The organism is Massilia sp. Root335, from assembly GCF_001425685.1.
Taxonomy (GTDB): Bacteria; Pseudomonadota; Gammaproteobacteria; order Burkholderiales; family Burkholderiaceae_D; genus Telluria; species Telluria luteola.
Genome location: NZ_LMCY01000036.1, coordinates 1 through 24,930 on the forward strand (window position 1 = coordinate 1; position 24,930 = coordinate 24,930).

General features: G+C 66.9%; 17 protein-coding genes. 11 read left to right on the top strand and 6 right to left on the bottom strand.

The features are described from left to right. Positions 1-250: 250 nt before the first annotated feature. The 7 genes from ASC93_RS19385 to ASC93_RS19415 all read left to right on the top strand — a co-directional run bounded on the left by ASC93_RS19385 (position 251) and on the right by ASC93_RS19415 (position 11,348). On the top strand, positions 251-673 hold the full coding sequence (locus ASC93_RS19385) for a DUF2141 domain-containing protein (protein WP_056446087.1): 423 nt from the start codon (positions 251-253) through the stop codon (positions 671-673). A 9-nt stretch (positions 674-682) separates the two neighbouring features. Beyond that, positions 683-2,176: a carotenoid oxygenase family protein gene (locus tag ASC93_RS19390; RefSeq protein ID WP_056446089.1), complete on the top strand. Its 1,494-nt coding sequence runs from the start codon at positions 683-685 to the stop codon at positions 2,174-2,176. 12 nt (positions 2,177-2,188) lie between these two features. After that, the gene (locus ASC93_RS19395) at positions 2,189-3,298 is read left to right on the top strand and encodes a sensor histidine kinase (protein ID WP_056446092.1); all 1,110 of its coding nucleotides are present in this window, start codon (positions 2,189-2,191) and stop codon (positions 3,296-3,298) included. 23 nt (positions 3,299-3,321) lie between these two features. Then, positions 3,322-4,116, top strand: coding sequence for a LytTR family DNA-binding domain-containing protein (locus ASC93_RS19400; RefSeq protein WP_082548175.1), 795 nt, complete (start codon positions 3,322-3,324; stop codon positions 4,114-4,116). A gap of 314 nt (positions 4,117-4,430) precedes the next feature. Then, positions 4,431-6,665 carry an NADP-dependent isocitrate dehydrogenase gene (locus ASC93_RS19405; RefSeq protein WP_056446098.1) on the top strand — a complete coding sequence of 745 codons (2,235 nt, stop codon included), beginning with the start codon at positions 4,431-4,433 and terminating at the stop codon, positions 6,663-6,665. Between the two features lie 538 nt (positions 6,666-7,203). After that, positions 7,204-7,788 (top strand): PEP-CTERM sorting domain-containing protein, encoded by a 585-nt coding sequence (locus ASC93_RS19410; protein ID WP_157202019.1) that lies wholly within the window; start codon positions 7,204-7,206, stop codon positions 7,786-7,788. 20 nt (positions 7,789-7,808) lie between these two features. Next, positions 7,809-11,348, top strand: coding sequence for a pectinesterase family protein (locus ASC93_RS19415; protein WP_056446104.1), 3,540 nt, complete (start codon positions 7,809-7,811; stop codon positions 11,346-11,348). A 49-nt stretch (positions 11,349-11,397) separates the two neighbouring features. Here the strand turns inward: ASC93_RS19415 and ASC93_RS19420 are convergent, their stop codons facing one another. Continuing rightward, complete coding sequence (locus ASC93_RS19420; protein ID WP_056446107.1) at positions 11,398-12,993, bottom strand: DUF4139 domain-containing protein; 1,596 nt, start codon at positions 12,991-12,993, stop codon at positions 11,398-11,400. Positions 12,994-13,159: 166 nt separating this feature from the next. On the opposite strand from ASC93_RS19420, the gene aqpZ reads away from it, so the two are divergent. Continuing rightward, positions 13,160-13,888: an aquaporin Z gene (gene aqpZ, locus ASC93_RS19425; RefSeq protein WP_056446109.1), complete on the top strand. Its 729-nt coding sequence runs from the start codon at positions 13,160-13,162 to the stop codon at positions 13,886-13,888. 93 nt (positions 13,889-13,981) lie between these two features. On the opposite strand, the gene ASC93_RS19430 is transcribed toward aqpZ, so the two are convergent. Further along, positions 13,982-15,304: an amidohydrolase family protein gene (locus ASC93_RS19430; protein WP_157202021.1), complete on the bottom strand. Its 1,323-nt coding sequence runs from the start codon at positions 15,302-15,304 to the stop codon at positions 13,982-13,984. A 135-nt stretch (positions 15,305-15,439) separates the two neighbouring features. Here ASC93_RS19430 and ASC93_RS19435 point away from each other — a divergent pair, with 135 nt between their 5' ends. Further along, complete coding sequence (locus ASC93_RS19435) at positions 15,440-15,784, top strand: hypothetical protein (RefSeq protein WP_056446113.1); 345 nt, start codon at positions 15,440-15,442, stop codon at positions 15,782-15,784. Here the strand turns inward: ASC93_RS19435 and ASC93_RS19440 are convergent, their stop codons facing one another. Next, positions 15,785-16,663 carry an NAD(P)-dependent oxidoreductase gene (locus ASC93_RS19440; protein WP_056446117.1) on the bottom strand — a complete coding sequence of 293 codons (879 nt, stop codon included), beginning with the start codon at positions 16,661-16,663 and terminating at the stop codon, positions 15,785-15,787. A 358-nt stretch (positions 16,664-17,021) separates the two neighbouring features. Between ASC93_RS19440 and ASC93_RS19445 the strand changes: the two genes are divergently transcribed. Beyond that, the gene (locus tag ASC93_RS19445) at positions 17,022-17,540 is read left to right on the top strand and encodes a hypothetical protein (RefSeq protein WP_157202022.1); all 519 of its coding nucleotides are present in this window, start codon (positions 17,022-17,024) and stop codon (positions 17,538-17,540) included. Positions 17,541-17,612: 72 nt separating this feature from the next. On the opposite strand, the gene lpdA is transcribed toward ASC93_RS19445, so the two are convergent. From lpdA to aceE, 3 genes are all read right to left on the bottom strand, one after another. Next, a complete protein-coding gene (gene lpdA, locus ASC93_RS19450) occupies positions 17,613-19,409 on the bottom strand; it encodes a dihydrolipoyl dehydrogenase (protein ID WP_056446123.1) in 1,797 nt (598 codons plus the stop codon). A gap of 9 nt (positions 19,410-19,418) precedes the next feature. Then, entirely contained in the window at positions 19,419-20,687 is a 1,269-nt protein-coding gene (gene aceF, locus ASC93_RS19455; protein ID WP_082548176.1) for a dihydrolipoyllysine-residue acetyltransferase, read from the bottom strand. A gap of 147 nt (positions 20,688-20,834) precedes the next feature. Then, the gene (aceE, locus tag ASC93_RS19460; RefSeq protein WP_056446125.1) at positions 20,835-23,531 is read right to left on the bottom strand and encodes a pyruvate dehydrogenase (acetyl-transferring), homodimeric type; all 2,697 of its coding nucleotides are present in this window, start codon (positions 23,529-23,531) and stop codon (positions 20,835-20,837) included. Positions 23,532-23,946: 415 nt separating this feature from the next. Here aceE and folD point away from each other — a divergent pair, with 415 nt between their 5' ends. After that, a complete protein-coding gene (gene folD / locus ASC93_RS19465; RefSeq protein WP_056446129.1) occupies positions 23,947-24,804 on the top strand; it encodes a bifunctional methylenetetrahydrofolate dehydrogenase/methenyltetrahydrofolate cyclohydrolase FolD in 858 nt (285 codons plus the stop codon). Positions 24,805-24,930 lie beyond the last annotated feature (126 nt).

Sequence of the window (24,930 nt, forward strand, 5' to 3'; positions counted from 1 at the left end):
TGGTCTTCACCTCAGTTAGTGGTAGCTAATCACCAACACGCTCAAGATACAAGGGTGGGCACCAGTGCCCACGCGTGACGTTCGCGGTTCGTTGGCGCGTGGACCGGACGGCAAGCCCACCCGCCCCCACACATTTCACGCTCTTCCACCGCATTTCGCGCCACCCGGCTGCATGTCGTCGCATTGCCGACAAGACCACGACCCGCCTGGCTACAGTGTGTCCATCGAGACAACGACACTGGAGCCCACCATGATCCGCACCGCCTTCCTGGCCCTGGCCATCGCCGCCCCGCTTGCCGCCCCGCTTTCTGCCCACGCCGCCGACCTCGTCATCCACGTCGGCAACGTCAAATCCGCCACGGGCCAGGTGATGGTCGCCCTGTACGACGCCGCCGGCAGCTTCCTCAAGCGCCCGGCCCGCGTGACGAAAACCCCGGCCAGCACGGCCGGCACGACCCTCGTCTTCCACGACCTCGCGCCGGGCAGCTACGGCTTCTCGGTCTTCCACGACGCCAACGACAACGGCCGCCTGGACACGAACCTGATGGGCATTCCCACCGAGCCGATCGCCTTCAGCAATGACGCGCAAGGCCACATGGGCCCGCCCGCCTTCGACGCCGTCAGGCTGGCCGTGCCGGCCGCCGGCCTCGAGACGACCGTGTCCCTGCGCTGAGAGGCCGCCATGCAACGACGCCAATTCCTCAAGGCCGGCGCCGGCCTCGCCGCCCTCGGCCTGTCCGGCCTCGCCCGTGCCGACGCCCACACGACGTATCGACGCTTCCACGCCGCCCTCGCGCACGATCCGGGCCACGTGGTGTACGCGAACGTCGACGGCAACCAGCAGGGCGCAGCCGTGGTCGAAGGCCGGATGCCGGCCGGACTGCAAGGCACGTTCTTCCGCAACGGTCCCGGCCGCTTCGAACTGGGCGGCGAGCGTTACCGGTACTGGTTCGACGGCGACGGCTTCGCCCAGGCCTGGCGCATCGGCGGCGGCACGGTGTCGCACCAGGGCCGCTTCGTCGAGACGCGCAAATTCCTCGACGAATCCGCCGCCGGCCAGTTCCTGTATCCGGCCTTCGGCACGAACTTCGCGCGGCGCGGCTTTCGCGACAACGACAGCCTGAACACGGCGAACACGAACCTGCTGCCGTTCAACGACCGGCTGTACGCGCTGTGGGAAGGCGGTTCCGCGACGGAGATCGACCCGGCGACGCTCGCCACGGTCGGCATCCACACCTGGCGCGACGACCTGCGCGCGATGCCGTTCTCCGCGCATCCGAAAGTGGAGCCCGACGGCACGCTGTGGAATTTCGGCGCCCTGCCCGGCGCCGACAAGGTGGCGCTGTACCGCATCGGCGCGGCCGGACAAGTGCTGCAGGCCGGCGTGATCGAGGTGCCGAAGCTCGCGCTGCTGCACGACTTTGCCGTCAGCGCGCGCCACCTGATCTTCGTCGTGCCGCCGTACGACATCGCCGCCGACGACAACCTGAGCCTGGCCGAACGCCACGTGTGGGCCGGCCTTACGCGCGGCGCCCGCGTCGTCGTCGTGGCGAAGGACTCGCTGGCGATCCGCCGCGTCTACGAACTGCCGCCGCGCATGGTGTTCCACTTCGGGAATGCCTGGGACGAGGCCGGCGGCGCGGTCACCCATTTCGACCTCGTGCTGCACGACGGCGACTTCCTGGCCGCGGCGGGCCGCGTGATGGAAGGCGTGCGCGAGCCGAACCGCCCCGCCGCCCACGCGGCGATGCGCGTCAGTCTCCACCACGCCAGCGGCAGGGTCGAAACGGTGCGCCTGCTCGACGGCGCGGAATTCCCGCGCGTGATGCCGCACGTCGTCGGCCGCCGCCACGGCCGCCTCGCCGTCCTGTCGAGCGATGCGCGCAACGCGTCGCTCGTGCTGGACACGGTGAACGTCGTCGACGTCGACAAGGGCCGCGCGGACAGCTGGCGCTTCGGCCCCGGCTGGCGCGTCGAAGAACACGTGCTCGTGCCGCGCACGGGCGCACGATCCGAAACGGACGGCTGGCTCGTGGGCGTCGCGCAGGACACCAACACGACGACCAGCGTGTTGACCGTGTTCGACGCGGCACGCGTGCACGCCGGCCCGCTGGCGCTGGCCCGGCTGCCCTATCGCACACCACATTGTTTCCATGGTAACTTTCTGGCTGCTTGATACAAGGACGACATGCCGACATCCGCCACCCTTTCGATGCACCCGCTGGAAACGTTTGCCCCGTTCCGGCGCTGGCCGCCCTCGCCGCTGCGCAACCTCGTCTACACGTTCGTGTGGAATGGCCTCGTCGGCGTCGCGCTGGCCTGCGCGGCCCTGCTGTTCGGCACCGCCACGCCCTTCGGCGCGCTGCTGGCGGAGATGCTGCTGGCGTCGAACGTCATCGGCTTCCTCATCCATGGCATGGTGCGCCTGCTGCGCGGCGTCGCGCCGGGACGGGACAGCCGCGCGCTGCGCAGCGCCAAGCTGCTGCTGACCGCGTGCTGCGCCCTGCTCGGCATGGCCGTCACGAACGCCCTGCTGGGCGGCCGCAGCGTCTTCGACGAGGTGCTGCACACGGGCGCGCTGGCGCGCTACCTGCCGGGCGCCGCCGCCGTCGCGCTGCTGATGGCGGCCGTGCTGGCGTCCGGCGAGCGCCGCGTCGCGCGCGAGATCGAGGCCGCGCGCCAGCAGGAACAGGTCGCCGAGGCGGCGCGCCTGCTGGCCGAGGCGAAGCTGCGCACGCTGCAAGCCCAGATCGAGCCGCACTTCCTGTACAACACGCTGGCCAACGTCGTCAGCCTGATCGGTTCGGACCCGGCGCGCGCGCGCCACATGCTGGAGCGCCTGATCGATTTCCTGCGGGCGAGCCTGGCGGCCAGCCGCGCCGAACACGCCACGCTGGGCGCCGAGATCGACCTCGCCCGCGCTTACCTGGATCTGCTGACGGTGCGCATGGGCGCGCGCCTGCGCTACCGCATCGACGTCGACGCGTCCTGCCGCGACGCCGCCATTCCGCCCATGCTGATCCAGCCGCTCGTGGAAAACGCCGTCATGCACGGCATCGAGCCCAGGGTGGACGGCGGCACGATCGTCGTGCGCGCGCGCCGGGGCGAGGCCGGCCTGTGCGTGGAAGTGGCCGACGACGGCGCGGGCCTGTCGGCGGCGGCGCCGCGGCCGGGCGGCGGCGTGGGCTTGTCGAACCTGCGCGAGCGGCTGCGCACCTTGCATGCCAATAATGCTCAAGTACAATTGCTTGAAAATCAAGACGGAGGCGTGACGTCGCGTCTGATCCTGCCCCTGTAAACAACGCTGACCGAGGTGACGCCATCGATCCCATCCGTGCCCTGCTTGCCGACGACGAACCGCACCTGCTGGCCTACCTCGAAGAGCAGCTGGCGATCGCCTGGCCGGAACTGCACATCGCCGGACGCGCCGGCAACGGCATCGAAGCGCTGCGCCTGGTCGACGAGCTGGCGCCCGACGTCCTCTTCCTCGACATCCAGATGCCCGGCCTGAACGGCCTCGACCTCGCCGCGCGCCTGGTCGACGACAAGCGCGCGCCGCGCGTCGTGTTCACGACCGCGCACGAGGCCTATGCGCTGCAGGCGTTCGAGCACGCCGCCTTCGACTACCTGCTGAAACCCATCCGCCTGGAGCGCCTGCAGCGCACGGTCGAGCGTCTCAAGGAAACGCTGGCGGCGCCGGCCGCGGCGCCGGCCGCCGACATGCTGGCCGGTCTGCTGCGCCAGCTCGGCGCGACCCCGGCGCCGGCCGCACCGGCGCCCGCGCCGGCGGCGCCGCTGCAATGGATCCGCGCCGCGCAAGGCCAGGAGACGCGGCTGATCGCGATCGACGAAGTGATCTATTTCCAGAGCAACGACAAGTACACGAGCGTATTCCTGGCCGACGGCGAGCACCTGATCCGCACGCCGCTGCGCCAGCTGCGCGACCAGCTCGATCCGCAGCAGTTCTGGCAGATCCACCGCGGCGCCATCGTGGCCGCGCGCCACGTGGCCGGCACGCGCACGGACTTCCGCGGCCGCCTGCTCGTGAGGCTCAAGGGACGCGACGAGCAACTCGTCGTCAGCCGCAACTACGCCGACCTGTTCCGCCAGATGTAGGCACGGTTGCCACGCGCCCGCCTGGATTCCGCATTGCGAAAAAGCCTTTCACGATCTGCTTCGCCTTTACGAAAAGGTCGTGCATAATAGCGCCTGTCCTATGTCTTATATAAGACTTAGTCGCACGGCAAGATGCGACGTTCGCGGCCGCCGGATCGATGTTTGACGGAGTATGATCCTCGATCTGTTCACCACCTTGGCGCGTGGCCCGGACAGCCGTGGAAACCTCAAGAAACCGTTGCGCAGCAGGTTGATTGACGTTTCCCTTTTAGAAATAGTATTCCAAACCCTCCCGCACATCGAGGAACCAGCGTATGAGCAGTGATCAGACCATCATCTACACCCTAACCGACGAGGCGCCCCTGCTGGCCACCCACGCCTTCCTGCCCGTCGTCGAGACGTTTGCCAAACCCGCCGGCATCCGCATCGAAGAGAGCGACATCTCCGTCGCGGCGCGTATCCTCGCCGTCTTCGCCGACCGCCTGTCGGCGGACCAGCGCGTGCCGGACACGCTGTCGGAACTCGGCAAGAAGACGCTGCAGCCGGAAGCCAACATCATCAAGCTGCCGAACATCTCGGCGTCGGTGGGCCAGCTGCAGGCGGCCATCAAGGAACTGCAGGGCAAGGGCTACAACCTGCCCGACTATCCGGCCGATCCCAAGACCGACGAAGAAAAAGAGATCAAGGCCCGCTACGGCAAGTGCATCGGCTCCTCCGTGAACCCGGTGCTGCGCGAAGGTAACTCGGACCGCCGCGCGCCGCGCGCCGTCAAGGAATACGCCCGCAAGAATCCGCACTCGATGGGCGAATGGTCGCAGGCGTCGCGCACCCACGTGTCGCACATGACCCACGGCGACTTCTACCACGGCGAAAAGTCGATGACGCTGGACCGCGCGCGCGACGTCAAGATGGAACTGGTCACGAAGAGCGGCGCGACCATCGTGCTGAAACCGAAGGTGTCGCTGCTGGACGGCGAGATCATCGACTCGATGTTCATGAGCCGCAAGGCCCTGCTCGAGTTCTACGAACAGCAGATCGAAGACGCGCACAAGACCGGCGTGATGTTCTCGCTGCACGTGAAGGCGACGATGATGAAGGTCTCGCACCCGATCGTGTTCGGCCACTGCGTCCGCACCTTCTACAAGGAGGCGTTCGAGAAGCATGGCGCCCTGCTGGACAGCCTCGGCGTGAACGTCAACAACGGCATGGCCGACCTGTACAACAAGATCGCCAAGCTGCCGGATTCGCAGCGCGAAGAAATCATCCGCGACATCCACGCCTGCCAGGAACACCGCCCGGCGCTGGCGATGGTCGACTCGGCCAAGGGCATCACCAACTTCCACTCGCCGAACGACGTGATCGTCGACGCGTCGATGCCGGCGATGATCCGCGCCGGCGGCAAGATGTACGGCGCCGACGGCCGCCTGAAGGAAGTCAAGGCCGTGATCCCGGAATCGACCTTCGCCCGCATCTACCAGGAGATCATCAACTTCTGCAAATGGCACGGCGCCTTCGACCCGCGCACGATGGGCACGGTGCCGAACGTCGGCCTGATGGCCCAGCAGGCCGAGGAATACGGTTCGCACGACAAGACGTTCGAAGTGCAGGAAGACGGCGTCGCCAACATCACCGACCTGGCGACGGGCGAAGTGCTGCTGTCGCAGAACGTCGAGAAGGGCGACATCTGGCGCATGTGCCAGGTGAAGGACGCGCCGATCCGCGACTGGGTCAAGCTGGCCGTCACCCGCGCCCGCAACTCCGGCATGCCGGCCGTGTTCTGGCTGGACCCGTACCGTCCGCACGAAAATGAACTGATCAAGAAGGTCAAGACCTACCTGAAGGATCACGATACCGAAGGCCTGGACATCCAGATCATGTCGCAGGTGCGCGCGATGCGTTTCAGCCTGGAGCGCGCATGGCGCGGCCTGGACACCATCTCGGTGACCGGCAACATCCTGCGCGACTACCTGACCGACCTGTTCCCGATCCTGGAACTGGGCACCAGCGCGAAGATGCTGTCGATCGTCCCGCTGATGGCCGGCGGCGGCATGTACGAGACGGGCGCCGGCGGTTCGGCACCGAAGCACGTGCAGCAGCTGACCGAAGAAAACCACCTGCGCTGGGACTCGCTCGGCGAATTCCTCGCGCTGGCCGTGAGCTTCGAGGACCTGGGCATCAAGACCGGCAACGCGAAAGCCAAGCTGCTGGCCAGGACGCTGGACGCCGCCACCGGCAAGCTGCTGGACAACCGCAAGTCGCCGTCGCCGAAGACCGGTGAACTCGACAACCGCGGCAGCCAGTTCTACCTGTCGATGTACTGGGCCCAGGAACTGGCCGCGCAGACCGAGGACGCCGAACTGGCCGCCTACTTCGCGCCGCTGGCCAAGCAACTGGCCGAGAACGAGCAGAAGATCGTCGCGGAACTGCTGGAAATCCAGGGCAAGCCGGTCGACATCGGCGGCTACTACAAGCCGGACAATGCCAAGGTCAAGGCCGTGATGCGTCCGAGCGCGACCTTCAACAAGGCGCTGGAGAGTGTCGGCGGCTGATAGTCCGATACTGCCTGTCGTCCGATAAAAACCCCGGTCCGCGTCAAGCGGGCCGGGGTTTTGTTTTGGCGTGACGCGATGGTGGGCACGGGGTGCCCACCCTACGGCACTGTTCGATGATACGTAGGGCGGGCAGTTGAGGCCGGGGGCCTCAAATGAAACGTGCCCACCTCCTCCCGGCCGAAATTGGTCAAGCCAATTCCCATTCCGGCCCAAATATATTTGCAACACGGTTCAATTGGCCCGACCAATTATCGTATCCTCGTGCTAACATTCCCCGACCTGGCCGCCGAGTAACCGGTCCAGGCAGCGACATCCTCGCCGTCCCGCCATCATCGCAACGTCCAGCCACGAGCCGGCCGCCACGACCACGCGGAACGCCGCATCGCAGCAGCGCAGAACCGCAGCACCGCACCAAGGTCCGCCGGCATCGGCCGACTTCCCTGTTTCAGCATCGCACGCACACCGGTCCGGCCGGCCGGGCGCCTTCGCGTCCGTCTCCGGCCAGGCACGGCAGCGGCTCTATTCGGGAATAACAATGAAAACGACTACAATCTTGGAGACCCTCGTCGTCGCAGCCCTCGCTGCCGGCCAGGTACACGCAGCACCGCTTTCCCTGCACGACGCCACCATCACCGCCACCTACAACGGCAGCGCGGCCGACGTCCTCGGACTCGACCACCTGTTCGCCCAGGAACCCGGCAGCAACACGAGCACGCTCGATCCGACCGACAGCGGCGTCGAATTCCTCACGGCCGACTACCTGTTCGGCTTCGATTTCGGCGCGGACGGCAAGCTCACCATCTATGAAAACATGCCGGTCCCCACTGGCGACTACAAGCTGACCTTCGACTTCGGCGCGACGCTGCCCGCCGCCATCACGAGCTTCACGCTGCTGGACGGCAGCCAGGCGGACGGCGTGCCGGGCCTGTCCGTCATCGACGGCCACACCATCGGCCTCGACCTCGGCGGACTCGCCTGGCATGGCGACTTCGCGTCGATCACGACGCAGATCGGCGCCGCCGGTTCGGGCACGAGCGTGCCCGAACCGGCCGTCCCCGCCCTGCTGCTCGCCGGGGCATGCGCCCTGGCCCTCGGCCGCAAGCGCGGCCGCCGCGCGTAAGCCACCGCCAGGAGACCTTCATGAGATACGCACGTATCAAGGCTGCGCTGGCACTGGCCGCGCTTTGCGTCACCGCGAACGCCGCCACCGACCCCGCCCGCGCCACCGCCCCGCTCGACGGCTGGGCGAGCCAGGGCGGCGGCACCCTCGCCGGCGCCAACGCCACCACCGACCAGATCTACACCGTCACGAACCGCGCCCAGTTGCTGGCTGCGATCGCGAACGGCGGCACGACGCCCAAGATCATCAAGCTGTCCGGCATCGTCGACATGACCGAAGGGAAGCCGTACACGAGCACCGCCGACCAGTCGGCGCGCGGCGCCATCCGCCTCAAGAACAACACGACGCTGATCGGCGACGGCGCCAATTCCGGCTTCGTCAACGGCCACATCATCCTGTCGAACGTCAGCCAGATCATCATCCGCAACCTCAAGATCCAGAACCCGTGCGACGTCGAACCCATATTCGACCCGACGGACGGCGCGACCGGCAACTGGAACGCGGCGTATGACGCCATCGGCATCTCCGGCTCGGACCACATCTGGATCGACCACAACGCCTTCACCGACGCGCCGGTCACCGACAACTACCTGCCCATCGAAAACGGCCACGTGAAGCAATGCCACGACGGCGCCGTCGACATCACCAACGCGTCCGACTACGTGACGGTGTCGTACAACGTGTTCGGTGAACACGACAAGAACAACCTGATCGGCTCCAGCCCCACCGCCACGGCGGACGAAGGCAAGCTGCGCGTCACCTTCAGCAACAACGTGTTCCGCGCGATCCAGTCGCGCGCGCCGCGTGTGCGCTTCGGCCAGGTCCACCTCTTCAACAACTACTACGTGGGCAGCAAGACGGCGGCCGTGTACAAGAACAGCTACAGCGTGGGTCCCGGCGCGAACGCGAAGATCCTGTCGAACGCGAACGTGTTCGAGATCGCGGGCGCGAGCGGCTGCGACAGCGTGGTCAAGAATCCGGGCGACGCCGTCGCCGGCACGTTCAAGGACACCGGTTCGCTGCTGAACGGCGCGGCGCTCGGCGCGTGCGCGGTGTCGAACGCGACGACGTGGACGCCGCCGTACGCCTACACGCCCCGCCCCGCCGCCCTCGTGAAAGCGAACGCGCTGGCGCAGGCCGGCGGCGGCAAGCTGGCGACGGCGATCACCGGCACCGGCAAGACCACCATCGACACGGGTCCCTCGCTGAACTGCCCCGCCAGCGGCCTGTACTTCTGCGACGATTTCCAGGACGGGACCACGGCCAGGTGGAACCTGCTGCCGCTGGCCGGCCCGAACGGCACGTTCGGCGTGACCGATGAAGTGGCCGGCAGCGCCAGCAAGGTGCTCCAGTACACGGCCGCGTCGACGGGCGGCGTGCTTGCGCTCGTGAAGCCGGACGCCTTTACCGGCGTGCCGTCCGCCGACTATTACGTGGAAGCGCGCATCCGCCCGATGGCCAACGGCACCACGGGCAGCAAGCTGCTGTACCTCGTCGCGCGCTACGTTGACGCGGGCAACTGGTATGGCGCGGGCCTGAACGTCCAGAACAGCACGACGAGCACCCAGGTCGAGATCGCGCGCATGCTGAACGGGACACTGAGCCGCCCGAAACAGGCGAGGACGCCGATCGCGATGGACGCCCAGTTCTACACGGTCCGCTTCGAAATGATCGGCACCACGCTCACGGTCTACCTGGACGGGAAGAACCTCGGCAGCATCACCGATGCCTCGTTCGCGCAGCGTGGGCTGATCGGCTTGTACACGTCGAACAAATCGTTCCAGATCGACGACGTGCGCGTGGGCGATCCGCGCCAGAAGCCGGTGCAGCTGACGCTCGATCCGGCCGCCACCACCTACACGGCCGAAGCGGGCGACGCGCCGCGGCAGGTCGCGGTCACGGCCGTCACGGCGGACGGCACGGCGGACAGCTTCACGGTCGCGTCCAGCAATCCGGCCGTCGTCGGCGCCACCGCGAGCGGCAACGCCGTCACGCTCACGCCGCTGTCCGCGGGCACGGCCAGCATCGTGTTCACGAGCGGTTCGGAGCCGGGCCTCACGCGCACGATCGCCGCGACCATCGCCCCGCAATTCATCCAGCCGACGCAGACCTATGCGCTGCAGGGCGCCAGCAGCCCGGCCGCGCAGGCGGGCGCGGTCAACGTCGATACGGTCCTGACTCTGACCTTCGACAGCCCGCCGACCTTGGGCGCGAACGGCAGCATCCGCATCTTCCGCAAGGCCGACGACGCGCTGGTCGACGTGATCCGCACGAGCGGCGAAACGGATGCCCTCGGCTATCCGGGCCAGAGCCTCGTGCGGCGCGTGAACACGGCGCCGATCCGCATCGCCGGCAATACGGTGAGCATCGCCCCGCACGTGGGCAAGCTGGCCTACGGCACCGAATACTACGTCGCCATCGCGGACGGCGTGTTCACGAACACGACGCTGGGCGGCCTGCCGTTCGTCGGCATCGGCAAGCTCGGTGGCTGGTCGTTCACGACGAAACCGGCGGCGCCGACGTCGAGCACCGTCACGGTCGACGACGACGGCCCCGCCGACTTCCGCACCGTGCAGGGCGCGCTGAACTACGCCATGCGGAACTTCGCGAAGACGGCGCCCGTGACGATCAACGTCAGGAATGGCACCTACGATGAACTGCTGTACCTGAACGGCAAGGACAACGTCACGATCAAGGGAGAGAGCCGCGACGGCGTCGTGGTCCGCTACACGAACAACGACACGCTGAACACCGGCACCGGCACGAGCCAGTCGTCGACGGTCGCGGGGTCCCCGGCCGGCGGACGGGCCGTCATGCTGGTCGAGAACGCGGACATGCTGGTGCTCGACACGCTGACCATCGACAACACGACCATCCGCTCGGCCGCCATCTCGGGCCAGGCCGAGACGCTGTACTTCAACAGCGACACGCGCCTCGTCGCGAAGCACGCGAACTTCCTGAGCGAGCAGGACACGCTGAACCTGAAAGGCTGGGCGTGGTTCTACGATGCGCTCGTGGCGGGCAACGTCGACTTCATCTGGGGTGGCAGCCACGCGGCCCTGTTCGAGAACAGCGAGATCCGCAGCGTCGGCGACAGCGCCAACGCCTCCAGCGGCGGCTACGTGCTGCAGGCGCGCGTGCCGGTGGCGACCGACATCGGCTACGTCTTCCTGAACAGCGCACTGACGCACGGCGCAGGTCCGGGTCCGAACCACGGCGACGTGCCGGCCGGTTCGACCTATCTCGCGCGCAGCCCCGGCGGCACGGCGACGTGGGACAACATCGCCTTCGTCAACTGCCGCATGGATGCGCACGTGGCCCCCGTCGGCTGGGCGGGCCAGGGCGTGAACGGGCAACCGGCGCCGAATCCGGCCGTCGCCAGCGCGGATGCCGGCTGGCGCGAGTACGGCAGCACGACCCTGGCCGGCACGCCGCTCGACCTGCGCACGCGCGTGGGCGGCTACGTGCTGTCGGACGCGGATGTGGCGAACCGCTTCGCGACGCGCGACAAGGTGTTCGCGGCGTATGGCGGCGGCGCGGGGTGGAATCCGCAGCCGTGATCCCGGGCCCCCGGTACGCGACCGGGGGCCGTCGCGCAGGTTGTCCGGCTTATGGCAAACCCTGCACGACGCCGTCCTTCGGATAGTCGATGACGTAGTCGACGTCGAAACGCGCGGTCTCGTTCGGCTTCAGGGTCCGCGACCGGCCGACCAGTCCGCGCCGGTGTTCCCAGTCGCGCACGTCCGGCTCCGGACGCAGCGCCGTCTTGACGGTCACCTTGTCCGATTCGCTGATGGGCGTCGGTTCGAGCACCAGCACGTCGACGGGTTGGCGGTGGGTGCTCGTGACGACGTAGGTGTCGGCGATGCGGCGCTGGTTGGCGCCGTTGAAGAAGCCCACCTCGCCCGACTTGCGGTCGCGGTGTTCGACGGTCACGCGCACGAGCGGATCGCGCCCGAACGCGAACTGCAGGCGGTCGCCCGCCTGCGGGTCCCAGTGCTGCGCGCCGACGTACGACCCGTCGCGCTGCAGCTGCACCTGGCCGGGCAGCCAGACGCCGTCGGGCCGCGGCGCGCGCGCCGTCACGACCGCCGCCTCGTTGCCGCTGCGCGGCGCGATGAGGACGCGCTGCTCCGCCTTCAGCGTCTGGCGCGACAGGCCGACGGCGATCTCGCGGCCATCCGACGCCAGCGTGACGCGGGCCGGCACCTCGAACTCGGTCGTGAAGGTCCCCTGTGTTTCCAGGATCGGCGCAATGTAATCGTCCTGCCCGGCGGCTTCCACGGGCCGGATCGTGCGGTAGTCGGCGGAGGGCGCGGGCGGCGGCGGCGGCGCGGGCGCGCGCAGGAACATCGCCGGATCGACCGGCGGCTGGTAATTCAGCAGCCACGGTGACGGATCGGGCGCGTACACGATCAGGTTCGGCTGCCCGGTCGACAGGCGCAGCCGGACGTTGCTCCAGTCCTCGCCCGTCTTTTGCGAAATCGTCGCCAGCCGCTCCAGGTCGATGGTGGCCGCGTTCGAATCGAGCGCGGCCCGGTACGTCGGCTTCCAGCCCGCGCGGTTGACCTGGTAGGACAGCAGCAGCTTGCCGCCCTGCCGGGCCGCGACCTGCACCGTGATCGTCCGGCTCTCGCGCGTGCTGGCCTGGGCCCTGGCGAGGTCGCGCTTGAGGACGTCGAGCTGCTTCGACAGCAGCCGCTTCTTGACGTCGTCGTTGCGCACGCGCTCCAGCGCGTCGAAGGCGCCCTTGCGGATGGCGTCGAGCGTGCCGGTGAGGTTTTTCGCATCGACCGGCGCGGCCTTGTCGCCGCCCGCGCCCAGCCGCTCGAGATACCCCTGCACGATCTGGGCCGACTTGATGTCCGCATCGATCGCCGCGACCTGGTCCTGCAATGCCTGGACCTTCGCGTCGAGGTCGGCCTCGCGCGCACTCGGACTGTCGACGCGGCCCTGGTCGCGCGTGACGACCTGCCCGACCTGGATGCCGGCGTCGGCGTGCAGCCGCACGGTGTCCTTGTCGAAGTTGGCCAGCAGCCCGGTGATCTCGACCTGCGTCGCGCCGGGTGCGACCTGCACGACGCGCTCCACGGTGGCGCTGCCGGGATACAAGGTGACGCTCTGGATCGGCGCTTCCGCGGCCACGGCGGTCGTCACCGCGACGAACGCCGCGCCGGCGACCGCTCCTCTCTGCCTGAATACCATGATGTCCTTTCGGGGTTGAACCCGCCGAGCTTATCAAATGGCGCTTCCGCAAAAGCCGCGAAATGTAACAATGTTAACCATCATCTTCTGGCAACGTTGATGTTGTACAATTTCTTTTGCGACAAGTCGCGCAATGACCCGGCCCTACTCTCTTGGAGATCACACCATGTTTCGTAAATGTTTTGCCGAATTCCTCGGCACGTTCTGGCTCGTGCTGGGCGGCTGCGGCAGTGCCGTGCTGGCCGCGAAGTTCGGCGACGTCGGCATCGGCCTCGCGGGCGTCTCGCTCGCCTTCGGCCTGACCGTGCTGACGGGCGCCTATGCCTTCGGCCCCGTCTCCGGCGGCCACTTCAATCCGGCCGTCACGGTCGGTCTCTGGGCCGGCGGCCGCTTCCCCGCGCGGCACATCGTCCCGTATGTCGTCGTGCAGGTCTGCGGGGCGATCGCCGCCGCGGCCGTCCTGTACATGATCGCGAGCGGCAAACCCGGCTTCGACCTGGCCGGGGGCTTCGCCGCCAACGGCTACGGCGAGCACTCGCCGGGCGGCTACTCGCTCGGCGCAGCCCTCGTCACGGAGCTGGTCATGACGTTCATGTTCGTGCTGATCATCCTCGGCGCGACGCATACGCGCGCGCCGGTCGGCTTCGCCGGTCTCGCGATCGGGCTGGCGCTGACGCTCATCCACCTGATCAGCATCCCCGTCACCAACACGTCCGTCAATCCGGCCCGCAGCACGGGCCAGGCGCTGTTCGTCGGCGGCTGGGCGCTCTCGCAGTTGTGGCTGTTCTGGCTCGCCCCGCTGGTGGGCGGCGCGCTGGGCGGGGTCGTGTACCGCGCCGTGCTGGAACGCGACGAGGCCGAGCCGGACGTGGCGGGGCGTCCGGCCCGTCAATAAATTACGGCGCGTATCGTCGCGTGGGCACGGGGTGCCCACCCTACGACCTGGAACGCCGTCCGGCCAGTCAATAGATTTGACGCGTAGCGCCGTTCAGCGGACGGCGCCCCGTCGCACGACGACGCCGTCCTTCATCACGAACACCGGCCGCTCGGTGACCGTGATGTCGGCGACGGGATTGCCCGGCACGGCGACGACGTCCGCCAGCTTGCCCGCCTCCAGCGTGCCGACGCGATCGATGGTGCCCAGCAGGCGCGCCGCGTTGGACGTGCCGGCCAGCAGCGCCTGCGCGGGTGCCATGCCGTTGTCGACCATGTAGCGGAACTCGCGCGCATTGGTGCCGTGGGCTCCGACGCCGGCGTCGGTCCCGAGCGCGATCGGCACGCCGATCTGCACGGCGTGGCGGAACGTCTGGCGCACGTGCGCGGCGGCGGCGCGGCCCTTCTCCGCGATCACGGGCGGGAACGTGGCGATCTTTTCCTCGACGTGCATGACGGCGGAGATCGTCGGCACGAGATACACGCCCTTCGCCTTCATCATGCGCAGTGTGTCGTCCTCGAGAAAGCTGCCATGCTCGATCGAATCGACGCCGGCCGCCACCGCCATCTTCGCGGCCTTGTCGCCGTGCGCATGCGCCGCGACCTTGCGGCCCCACGCATGCGCTTCGCCGACCACGGCATTCATTTCTTCCTGGGTCAGTTCGGGCGCGTCGACGGGATCGGACAGCGACAGCACGCCGCCCGACGGCATGAACTTGATGACGTTGGCGCCGTACTTGATCTGGTAGCGCACCGCGGCGCGGCACTCGTCCGGCCCGTTGCACACGCCCTGCAGCGGCCCGGCCGGCGCAAGCTTCTGCGGCGGGATCGGGTCCTGGTCGGCGTGGCCGCCCGTCGAGCCGATCGCATAATTCGACACGAGCATGCGCGGCCCCGGCACCTTGCCCGCGTCGATGGCGTTGCGCAGGCCGAGCGCGATCCAGTCCGTCGAGCCGACGTCGCGCACGGACGTGAAGCCCGCCTCCAGCGTGATGCGGGCGTACCAGGCGCCGTACAGCGCCTGCTCGGCCGGGAAGCGCATCATGTTATCGAAGAAATCGCCGTACCAGTTGTCGCTCGACTGGCCGGACAGGTGCACGTGCGCGTCGATGAAGCCCGGCAGCAGCGTGGCGTCGCCGAGGTCGATGACGTCGGCGCCGGCCGGCACCGCCGCCTTGTCATCCTGCGCGACACGGACGATCTTGTTGCCGACGATGGTCAGCTGCGGATGCTCGACCAGCTTGCCGCTGGCGCCGTCGAACATGCGCGCGGCGCGCAGCACGACCGTGTGTGGCGTCGACGGCATGGCGTCGGCCGCCCAGGCGTTGGCGGCCAGCAGGGCAAGGGAAGCGGTCAGGATGCGGGTTCGTGTTCTCATTGGCGGCAGCCCATCGGTGGAAAAGCGCCGATGTTACGCCGGGATGTTTTTATGAACAACGTATTCCGATGCGGCAGTGCGGAACACGGCATCATTTGCTAACCTCACAGACATTCCACTACCGACCCCGCATCCATGACGCCGCGCTGCCAATCGATTTCCGCAAACTTCCTGATGGGTGCCGGGATCCTGCCGCTGGCCCTGTACATTGCCTGGGTCACGGCTTTCCTGCTCACGACCGTGCCCGGCCAGCCGCCCCGCGTCCCGATCATCGACCCGATCGGGATGCTGGGCCTCGGCATGTTCGTCTACCTCGGCGCGCTCGTCGTCGCGGGACTGGGCATGGCGTGGTCATGGCTGCTGGTGTACGCGCATCCCGCACAGGGCACGCGCTGGACGCTGGTCCTGCGCGCCATCGTCGTGCTGGTGCTGGCGCTGCCGTTTGCCTTCAACTTCCTGGCCAGCATGCACCTCGTGTAATCAGTTCAACCCGCCCTGCCTTGCCGCATGCTTGCCCAGCGCCGCCAGATCGAGGTCACCATCGCCCTGCGCCACGGCATCCTGCAAGGTCGCCTTCAGGGTCGCGCCGAACGCCAGCGGCAACTGCTTGCCCTGGCCCGCCTCCACCGCGAGGCGCACGTCCTTCAAACCCAGCGACAATTTGAAGCCGGCCGGCGCATAGCGCTCCGCGGCGATCATCCCGCCATAGCCCTTGTAGACGGGCGAGCCGGCGAACAGCGTGCCCGTGACGAGGTCGATGAAATCCGCGGCCGGCACGCCGTGCGTGCGTGCCAGCGCGGTGCCTTCGGCCGTCGCCTCGATCGCGCACGCGAGCATCAGGTTGCACGCGAGCTTGACGGCGTTCGCCTGTTCCGGCTCGCTGCCGAAGCGCCACGTCCTTTGTCCCATCAGGTCGAACAGCGGCTGCACGCGCGCGATCAATTCGTCGCTGCCGCCGGCCAGGATATTCAGCTTGCCCGCTTGCGCGACGTCAACGCGGCCCAGCACAGGCGCCGCCACGTAGCCGACGCCATGCTCGACGTGCAGCGCCGCCATCTCGCGCGCGAACGCGACGGAGACGGTCGCCATGTTGACGTGGATGCTGCCGGGCGCCATCGCGGCCAGCACGCCGCCGTCCAGCAGCACGGCGCGCGTGGCTGCGTCGTCGGAGAGCATGGTGAAGACGACGTCGGCGATGCCGCATTCGGCGGGCGTCAAGGCCGGCTTGGCGCCGAGCGCCGCCAGCGCGCGCACGGGTTCCGGGCTGCGGTTCCAGACGTGCACGGGCTGGCCGGATTGCAGCAGGTTGGCGGCCATGTGGTGGCCCATGCCGCCCAGGCCGATGAATGCGATGCTCATGGATTGGCTCCTTGATCAAAAGGGTATTAGACCAGCAATCGCCGACCTTCGCTGCCGGCGCTTGAACGCCGCCGGAAAGAAAGAAACGTCTTTGGGCAAGATCGCTGCATTGATTCACCTCACTTGCTTAACTGACGGTAAGCCAACTGTCAGTTGATGGGGCGCGCAAGAATCATGATTTGACCACCTGACCGATCCAGCCAGGGCAAAAGCGTGCTGCGTCGGTCCCATCAACAACCCGGCTTACATGGTAATCCGGCCGGGCACATTGCCGGCTACGACGGAAAGAACTGGATATCGGATTTTGTGCAGCACGGCTTCTGGCCGGGCCTCGCATATGTCAAGGAGAAACCGAGCTATGTCGTCTATCGCCGCTAAACGTGTCAGCCTGTTCGTCTCGGCCGCTCTGGCAATCGGATGGGCCGGCACAGCCCTTGCCGCGACAGCGGATAACGAAGCCGTCGTGGTTGCGAAGCTGTACAAGGATTTCGCCTGGCAGGCGGTCGCGAGTCAGGCGGACCTGTTTGGCGACGACCTGTCACACCAAAACAAAGCGACACTCGAAAAATATTTCGCGCCCGCGCTGGCGGATTTACTGGTCAAGGATGCGGCGTGCCAGGTGAAGTTCCAGGGCGTCTGCAATCTCGATTTCGATCTGCTGTTCGACTCGCAGGATCCACGTGTGACCGATCTGGACGTGAAGACGACATCGCCGGGACGGGTATGCGTCGTCTACAAAGATCCGGTCGATGACAAGACGACGCGGATCGATTTCGATGTGGCGCGGGTGAGCGGCATCTGGAAGATCACGGATGTCGTCTACAGGAGACCCGACAAGGTATCCCTGAAACACGTGTTGTCCCAGAAAATTCCATAACGCGCCAGACACAGACGAAAAAAAACCGGGACACGCGGTCCCGGTTTTCGATGCAGCCAGCCAGCGCCTGAATCAGCGCTTGCGCGGCGGCGGCAAGTCGGTGCAGACGCCTTCGTAGGCTTCCGCCGCCATGCCGATCGATTCGCCCAGGGTCGGGTGCGGGTGGATCGTCTTGCCGATGTCCACGCCGTCCGCGCCCATCTCGATGGCCAGCGCGACTTCGCCGATCATGTCGCCGGCGTTCGTGCCGACGATCGTGCCGCCGATGATGCGGTGGGTCTCGGCATCGAACAGCAGCTTCGTGAAGCCTTCCGAGCGGCCGTTGGCGACGGCGCGGCCCGATGCGGCCCACGGGAAGTGGCCCTTCTCGATCTTGATGCCCTTGGCTTTCGCTTCGTCTTCGGTCAGGCCGACCCATGCCACTTCCGGATCGGTGTAGGCCACCGACGGGATCACCTTCGCATCGAAGAAGGCCTTCTCGCCGTGCGCGGCTTCCGCTGCGACGTGGGCTTCATGCACGGCCTTGTGCGCCAGCATCGGCTGGCCCACCAGGTCGCCGATGGCGAAGATGTGCGGCACGTTGGTGCGCATCTGGCCGTCGACCGGGATGAAGCCGCGATCGCTGACCGCGACGCCCGCGTTCTCGGCGCCGATCTTCTTGCCGTTCGGGCTGCGGCCCACGGCCACCAGCACGAGGTCGTAGACCTGCGCTTCCGGCGCCGGCTGCCCCGCTTCGGCGGCTTCGAACGTGACCTTGATCCCTTCCGGCAGCGCTTCCACGCCGACGGTCTTGGTCTTCAACATGATGTTGTCGAAGCGGGCCGCGTTGAACTTCTGCCAGACCTTGACGGCCTCGCGGTCCGCGCCCTGCATCAGGCCATCCATCATCTCGACGACGTCGATGCGCGCACCCAAGGTCGAGTACACGGTCGCCATTTCGAGGCCGATGATGCCGCCGCCGATGACGAGCATGCGCTTCGGCACCTGGCGCAGTTCCAGCGCGCCGGTCGAATCGACGATGCGCGGATCTTCCGGCACGAACGGCAGCTTGACCACGGCCGAACCGGCCGCGATGATCGCCTTCTGGAACGCGACGACCTTCTTCGCGCCGTCGGCGCCCGTCACTTCGATGTGGTTCGGGCTCAGGAACTTGCCGACGCCTTGCACCACATTGACCTTGCGCGCCTTGGCCATGCCGGCCAGGCCGCCCGTCATCGTCTTGATGACCTTGTCCTTGTAGGCGCGCAGCTTGTCGATGTCGACGTCCGGCTTCGCGAACGACACGCCGAGGTCCGCCATGTGCGCCGTCTCGTCCATGATGTGCGCCACGTGCAGCAGCGCCTTGGACGGGATGCAGCCCACGTTCAGGCAGACGCCGCCCAGCGTGGCGTACTTCTCGACGAGGACGGTGTTCATGCCCAGGTCGGCCGAGCGGAACGCGGCGGAATAACCACCGGGGCCCGCGCCCAGCACCATCATCTCGCATTCGATGTCGACGGCGCCGGTGTAGCTCGACGCATTCGGAATCTGTGCGGGTGCGACGGCAGGCGCCGGAGCAGCGGGTGCCGCGGCCGGCGCCGGTGCGGCTGCCGGTGCGGGGGCCGCCGCGGCAGGCGCCGAAGCGCCGGCGCCCGCGTCGTCCACGGTCAGCAGCAGCGAACCTTCGTTCACCTTGTCGCCGACCTTGACCTTCAGTTCCTGCACGACGCCGGCGTGGGTCGACGGGATTTCCATGCTGGCCTTGTCCGATTCGACAGTGACCAGCGACTGGTCGACCTTGATGGTGTCGCCGGGCTTGACCATCAGTTCGATGATTTCGACGTCCTTGAAATCGCCGATATTCGGGACTTTGACTTCAACGGTGCTCATGGGCTCTCCTTACAGCAGCGTCTTGCGCAGGTCGGCCAGGACGTCGGCCAGGTAGGTCGTGAAGCGGGCGCCGGCGGCGCCGTCGATCACGCGGTGATCGAACGACAGCGACAGCGGCAGCATCAGGCGCGGCTGGAATGCCTTGCCGTCCCACACCGGTTTCATCTGCGACTTCGACAGGCCCAGGATGGCCACTTCCGGCGCGTTGATGATCGGCGTGAACGCGGTGCCGCCCAGGCCACCCAGCGACGAGATCGTGAAGGTCGCGCCCTGCATGTTCGCCGGCGACAGCTTGCCGTCGCGCGCCTGCGCCGACAGCTCGCCCATTTCGGTGGCGATCTGCGACACGGACTTCTTGTCGGCGTCCTTGATGACCGGGACGACCAGGCCGTTCGGCGTGTCGGCCGCGAAGCCGATGTTGTAGTACTTCTTGAGGATCAGCTGGCCGTTGGCTTCGTCGAGCGACGCGTTAAAGTTCGGGAACTTCTTCAGCGCGGCGATGGAGGCCTTGATCACGAAGGCCAGCATGGTCAGCTTGACCGTCGACTTGGCCTTGGCGTACGACGCGTTCGATTCGACGCGCAGTGCTTCCAGGTCGGTCACGTCGGCTTCTTCGAACTGCGTCACGTGCGGGATCATGACCCAGTTGCGGTGCAGGTTCGGGCCGGAGATCTTCTTGATGCGCGACAGCGGCTGCGCTTCGGTCTCGCCGAACTTGGAGAAGTCCAGCGACGGCCATGGCAGCAGGTTCAGGCCTGCGCCACCGCCCGCACCTGCCGGCGCGGCCGTCGGGCCGGCGGCCAGCGCCGACTTGACGAAGCCCTGCACGTCCTGCTGGGTGATGCGGCCCTTGGGACCGGAACCCTTCACCTTGTTCAGGTCGACGCCCAGCTCGCGCGCGAACTTGCGCACGGATGGCGAGGCGTGGGCGGCGGAGAAGCTCGCGGCAGGACCGGCGGGTGCCGGTGCAGCGGCCGGAGCCGGTGCCGCGGCGGCGGGTGCCGGTGCGGCGGCGGCAGGCGCGAGCGCCTCGCCGCCGGCGGCTTCCTCGAGCAGCAGCACGAGCGAGCCTTCGCCGACCTTGTCGCCGACCTTGACCTTCATTTCCTTCACGACGCCGGCGTGGCTGGACGGGATCTCCATGCTGGCCTTGTCCGATTCCACCGTGATCAAGGACTGGTCGACCTTGATCGTGTCGCCCGGCTTGACCATCAGCTCGATGATTTCGACTTCCTTGAAGTCACCGATATCGGGGACTTTGACTTCCACAATGCTCATAGTGTGTTAGCTCCGTATTCTTATCGTTAGCTCATCCGTCGCCCCTGCGCAGGCAGGGGCCCAATTTTTGCGCGATTGGTTACGCAAGCAAGCTTGGGTCCCCGCCTTCGCGGGGACGACGTCTTTCGGCGCGCGAGCGCCAGAGCATTACTGGGTCACAGGATTCGGCTTGTTCGGATCGATGCCGTACTTGGCGATCGCGTCCGCCACCACCTTCGCGTCGATCTTGCCTTCCTCGGCCAGCGATTTCAGCGCGGCGACCGTGATGTAGTAACGGTTCACCTCGAAGAATTCGCGCAGCTTGGCGCGGGTGTCCGAACGGCCGAAGCCGTCGGTGCCCAGCACCTTGTACGTGCGGCCGCTCGGGACGTAGGCGCGGATCTGCTCGGCGAACAGGCGCATGTAGTCGGTCGTCGCGACGATCGGACCTTCGGAACCCTGCAGCAGCTGGGTCACGTACGGCACGCGCGGCGCGTCGAGCGGGTGCGTGAGGTTCCAGCGCTCGGCGTCCTGGCCGTCGCGGGCCAGCAGCGTCAGCGACGGGCACGACCACACGTCGGCGGCGACGCCCCAGTCGTTCTTCAGCAGTTCGGCGGCGAACACGGACTCGCGCAGGATGGTGCCGGAGCCCATCAGCTGCACGCGCTGCTTGGCCGACTTGTCGCCTTCCTGGAGCAGGTACATGCCCTTGATGATGCCCTCTTGCTGGCCTTCCTTCAGGCCCGGCTGCTCGTAGTTCTCGTTCATGATGGTGATGTAATAGAACACATCTTCCTGCTTTTCCACCATGCGATGCAGGCCGTCCTGGATGATCACCGCCACTTCGTGCGCGTAGGTCGGGTCGTACGGCACGCAGGTCGGGATCGACGCGGCGAAGATATGGCTGTGGCCATCCTCGTGCTGCAGGCCTTCGCCGTTCAGCGTCGTGCGGCCCGCCGTACCGGCCATCAGGAAGCCGCGGGCGCGGATGTCGCCGGCCAGCCAGGCCAGGTCGCCCACGCGCTGCAGGCCGAACATCGAGTAGTAGGTGTAGAACGGGATCATCACGCGGTTGTTCGTCGAGTACGACGTCGCCGCGGCGATCCACGAGCACATGCCGCCCGCTTCGTTGATACCTTCCTGCAGGATCTGGCCCGCCTTGTCTTCGCGGTAGTACATCACCTGGTCCTTGTCGACCGGCTCGTACAACTGGCCTTCCTGGTTGAAGATGCCGATCTGGCGGAACAGGCCTTCCATGCCGAACGTACGCGATTCGTCGACGAGGATCGGGACGATGCGCTGGCCCAGGCTCTGGTCCTTCAGCAGCGTCGTCAGCGTACGCACGTAGGCTTGCGTCGTCGAGATCTCGCGGCCGGCGGCGGTCGGGTCGGTGACGGCCTTGAAGGTCGCCAGCGGCGGCACGGCCAGCTTCTCGTCGGCCTGCTGGCGGCGCTGCGGCAGGTAGCCGCCGAGGGCCTGGCGGCGCTCGTGCAGGTATTTCATTTCAGGCGCGTCGTCGGCCGGCTTGAAGAACGGGATCTCGGGCAGCTTGTCGTCCGGGATCGGGATGGCGAAACGGTCGCGCATTTCGCGGATCGCCTCGTCGTCCAGCTTCTTGGTCTGGTGCGCCGTGTTGCGCGCCTCGCCCGACTTGCCCATGCCGAAGCCCTTGACGGTCTTCACGAGCAGCACGGTCGGGGTGCCCTTGTTTTCCTGGGCGTTCTTGAAGGCCGCGTATATCTTGTGCGGATCGTGGCCGCCGCGGGTCAGGCGCCAGATGTCGTCGTCGGTCATGTTCGCGACCATCTTCAGCAGCTCGGGGTGCTTGCCGAAGAAGTGCTTGCGCACGTATGCGCCGTCCTTGGCCTTGTAGTTCTGGTATTCGCCGTCGACGGTTTCCATCATCACGCGCTGCAGGATGCCGTCCTTGTCCTTGGCCAGCAGGGCGTCCCAGCCCGGGCCCCAGATGACCTTGACGACGTTCCAGCCGGCGCCGCGGAAGTCCGCTTCCAGTTCCTGGATGATCTTGCCGTTGCCGCGCACCGGACCGTCCAGGCGCTGCAGGTTGCAGTTGACGACCATGACCAGGTTGTCGAGTTTTTCGCGCGCGGCCATGCCGATCGCGCCCATCGATTCCGGCTCGTCCATCTCGCCGTCGCCGCAGAAGACCCAGACCTTGCGGTTGTCGGTCTTGGCGATGCCGCGGGCTTCCAGGTACTTCAGGAAGCGCGCCTGGTAGATCGCCATGATCGGGCCCAGGCCCATCGACACGGTCGGGAACTGCCAGAAGTCCGGCATCAGTTTCGGGTGCGGGTAGGACGACAGGCCGTGGCCGTCGACTTCCTGGCGGAAGTTCAGCAGCTGCTCTTCGGACAGGCGGCCTTCGAGGAAGGCGCGCGCGTAGATGCCGGGCGACGAGTGGCCCTGGATGTACAGCAGGTCGCCGCCGTGGTCTTCGGTCGGGGCGTGCCAGAAGTGGTTGAAGCCGATGCCCAGCATGTTGGCCAGGGAGGCGAACGACGAGATGTGGCCGCCGAGGTCGCCGTCGACGCGGTTGGCCTTGACGACCATCGCCATCGCGTTCCAGCGCATCCACGAGCGCAGGCGCTCTTCGTATTCCAGGTTGCCGGGGCAGTGCGCTTCCAGGTGGGCCGGAATCGTGTTCACGTAGGCGGTGTTGCTCGAGAACGGAATGTGGGCGCCGCGGCGGCGTGCCAGATCGACCAGGCGCTCCAGCAGGTAGTGCGCACGATCGGTACCTTCGAATTCGATCACCGCTTCAAGCGCTTCGAGCCATTCCTTGGTCTCGAGCGTATCCGGGTCGTTGGCGGCTTGAGCCGTCAACTGGTCGAGTTGAGCTGACATTGCTACGTCTCCTTGAGTGTGGTGCCCCACCCGATCCTGAATTCGTCACGGACGTTTGGTGGCGAAAAGACTATCCCTTGAATAAAGCCTGTCGATTCTACCAGTGGAGCACGCAATTTTCAAAATATGATATTCGATTTCATAATGTGAGATGAGGCCGATGCAAGGCGCATGCCGCCTGTGGCATTTGCGTATGAAATAGGAAAACGTCGTCCCCGCGCAGGCGGGGACCCAATTTGCATGCGCCGTCGAAACGCACAAAACCTGGGCCCCGCGCGCGCGGGGGCGACGGTGGTAACGCTCATCCCGCCTGTACAGGCACGTCCACTAATATGACAATGAAAATGCCGAAGCGGCGCGCGATACCTGTGTCGCGCTTATAATTTCGTTTTTGTCCAGCACACGAGCCCCCGCCATGCCCGCCCAACTGATCGACGGAGTCAAACTTTCCCAACAACTGCGCGCCGACATCGCCGCCCGCACCGCCGCGCTCACCGCCGCCGGCCACAAGCCCGGCCTGGCCGTGATCATCGTCGGCGACGACCCGGCCAGCCACGTCTACGTGCGCAACAAGGTCAAGGCCTGCGGCGACGTCGGCTTTCACTCGGTGCTGGAAAAATACGAGGCCGATTTGTCGGAACAGGCCCTGCTGGAGCGCATCGCCGCCCTGAACGCCGATCCGGCCATCCACGGCATCCTCGTGCAGATGCCCCTGCCGAAGCATATCGACCCGTCGAAAGTCATCGAAGCCATCGCCACCAGCAAGGACGTGGACGGCTACTCGGTGCTGTCGGCCGGCGAACTGATGACCGGCCTGGAAGGCTTCCGCCCGTGCACCCCGTACGGCTGCATGAAGCTGATCGAGACGACCGGCGTTGACCTGCGCGGCAAGCACGCCGTCGTCATCGGCCGCAGCAACACGGTCGGCAAGCCGATGGCGCTGCTGCTCTTGCAACAGAACGCCACCGTCACCATCTGCCATAGCGGTACGCCGGACCTGGGCTACCACACGCGCCAGGCGGACATCGTGGTCGCCGCCGTCGGCCGCCGCAACACGCTGACGGGCGACATGGTCAAGCCGGGCGCCATCGTGATCGACGTGGGCATCAACCGCAACGACGAAGGCAAGCTGTGCGGCGACGTCGACTTCGACAGCGTCGCGCCGGTCGCCTCCCACATCACGCCGGTGCCGGGTGGCGTGGGGCCGATGACCATCACGATGCTGCTGATGAATACGCTGGAGTCGGCCGAGCGCGTGGCGAAACGCAGCTGAGCGCCCTCGTCGGCCGGCGAACGTCCGCGTGGGCTCAGGGAGCCCACCCTACGTCGGCCGAAAGGTAGGGTGGGCACCCCGTGCCCACGCGTGACGCGTGCGTCGGCCGGCTGGTAGGGTGGGCAC

Coding starts and splice junctions, on each gene's coding strand:
- ASC93_RS19435 (WP_056446113.1), top strand. CDS start 15,440: ATGACGCCGCGCTGCCAATCGATTTCCGCAAACTTCCTGATGGGTGCC.
- ASC93_RS19430 (WP_157202021.1), bottom strand. CDS start 15,304: ATGAGAACACGAACCCGCATCCTGACCGCTTCCCTTGCCCTGCTGGCC.
- ASC93_RS19420 (WP_056446107.1), bottom strand. CDS start 12,993: ATGGTATTCAGGCAGAGAGGAGCGGTCGCCGGCGCGGCGTTCGTCGCG.
- ASC93_RS19440 (WP_056446117.1), bottom strand. CDS start 16,663: ATGAGCATCGCATTCATCGGCCTGGGCGGCATGGGCCACCACATGGCC.
- aceF (WP_082548176.1), bottom strand. CDS start 20,687: ATGAGCATTGTGGAAGTCAAAGTCCCCGATATCGGTGACTTCAAGGAA.
- ASC93_RS19415 (WP_056446104.1), top strand. CDS start 7,809: ATGAGATACGCACGTATCAAGGCTGCGCTGGCACTGGCCGCGCTTTGC.
- ASC93_RS19390 (WP_056446089.1), top strand. CDS start 683: ATGCAACGACGCCAATTCCTCAAGGCCGGCGCCGGCCTCGCCGCCCTC.
- ASC93_RS19445 (WP_157202022.1), top strand. CDS start 17,022: ATGTCGTCTATCGCCGCTAAACGTGTCAGCCTGTTCGTCTCGGCCGCT.
- lpdA (WP_056446123.1), bottom strand. CDS start 19,409: ATGAGCACCGTTGAAGTCAAAGTCCCGAATATCGGCGATTTCAAGGAC.
- folD (WP_056446129.1), top strand. CDS start 23,947: ATGCCCGCCCAACTGATCGACGGAGTCAAACTTTCCCAACAACTGCGC.
- ASC93_RS19405 (WP_056446098.1), top strand. CDS start 4,431: ATGAGCAGTGATCAGACCATCATCTACACCCTAACCGACGAGGCGCCC.
- ASC93_RS19385 (WP_056446087.1), top strand. CDS start 251: ATGATCCGCACCGCCTTCCTGGCCCTGGCCATCGCCGCCCCGCTTGCC.
- aceE (WP_056446125.1), bottom strand. CDS start 23,531: ATGTCAGCTCAACTCGACCAGTTGACGGCTCAAGCCGCCAACGACCCG.
- ASC93_RS19395 (WP_056446092.1), top strand. CDS start 2,189: ATGCCGACATCCGCCACCCTTTCGATGCACCCGCTGGAAACGTTTGCC.
- aqpZ (WP_056446109.1), top strand. CDS start 13,160: ATGTTTCGTAAATGTTTTGCCGAATTCCTCGGCACGTTCTGGCTCGTG.
- ASC93_RS19410 (WP_157202019.1), top strand. CDS start 7,204: ATGAAAACGACTACAATCTTGGAGACCCTCGTCGTCGCAGCCCTCGCT.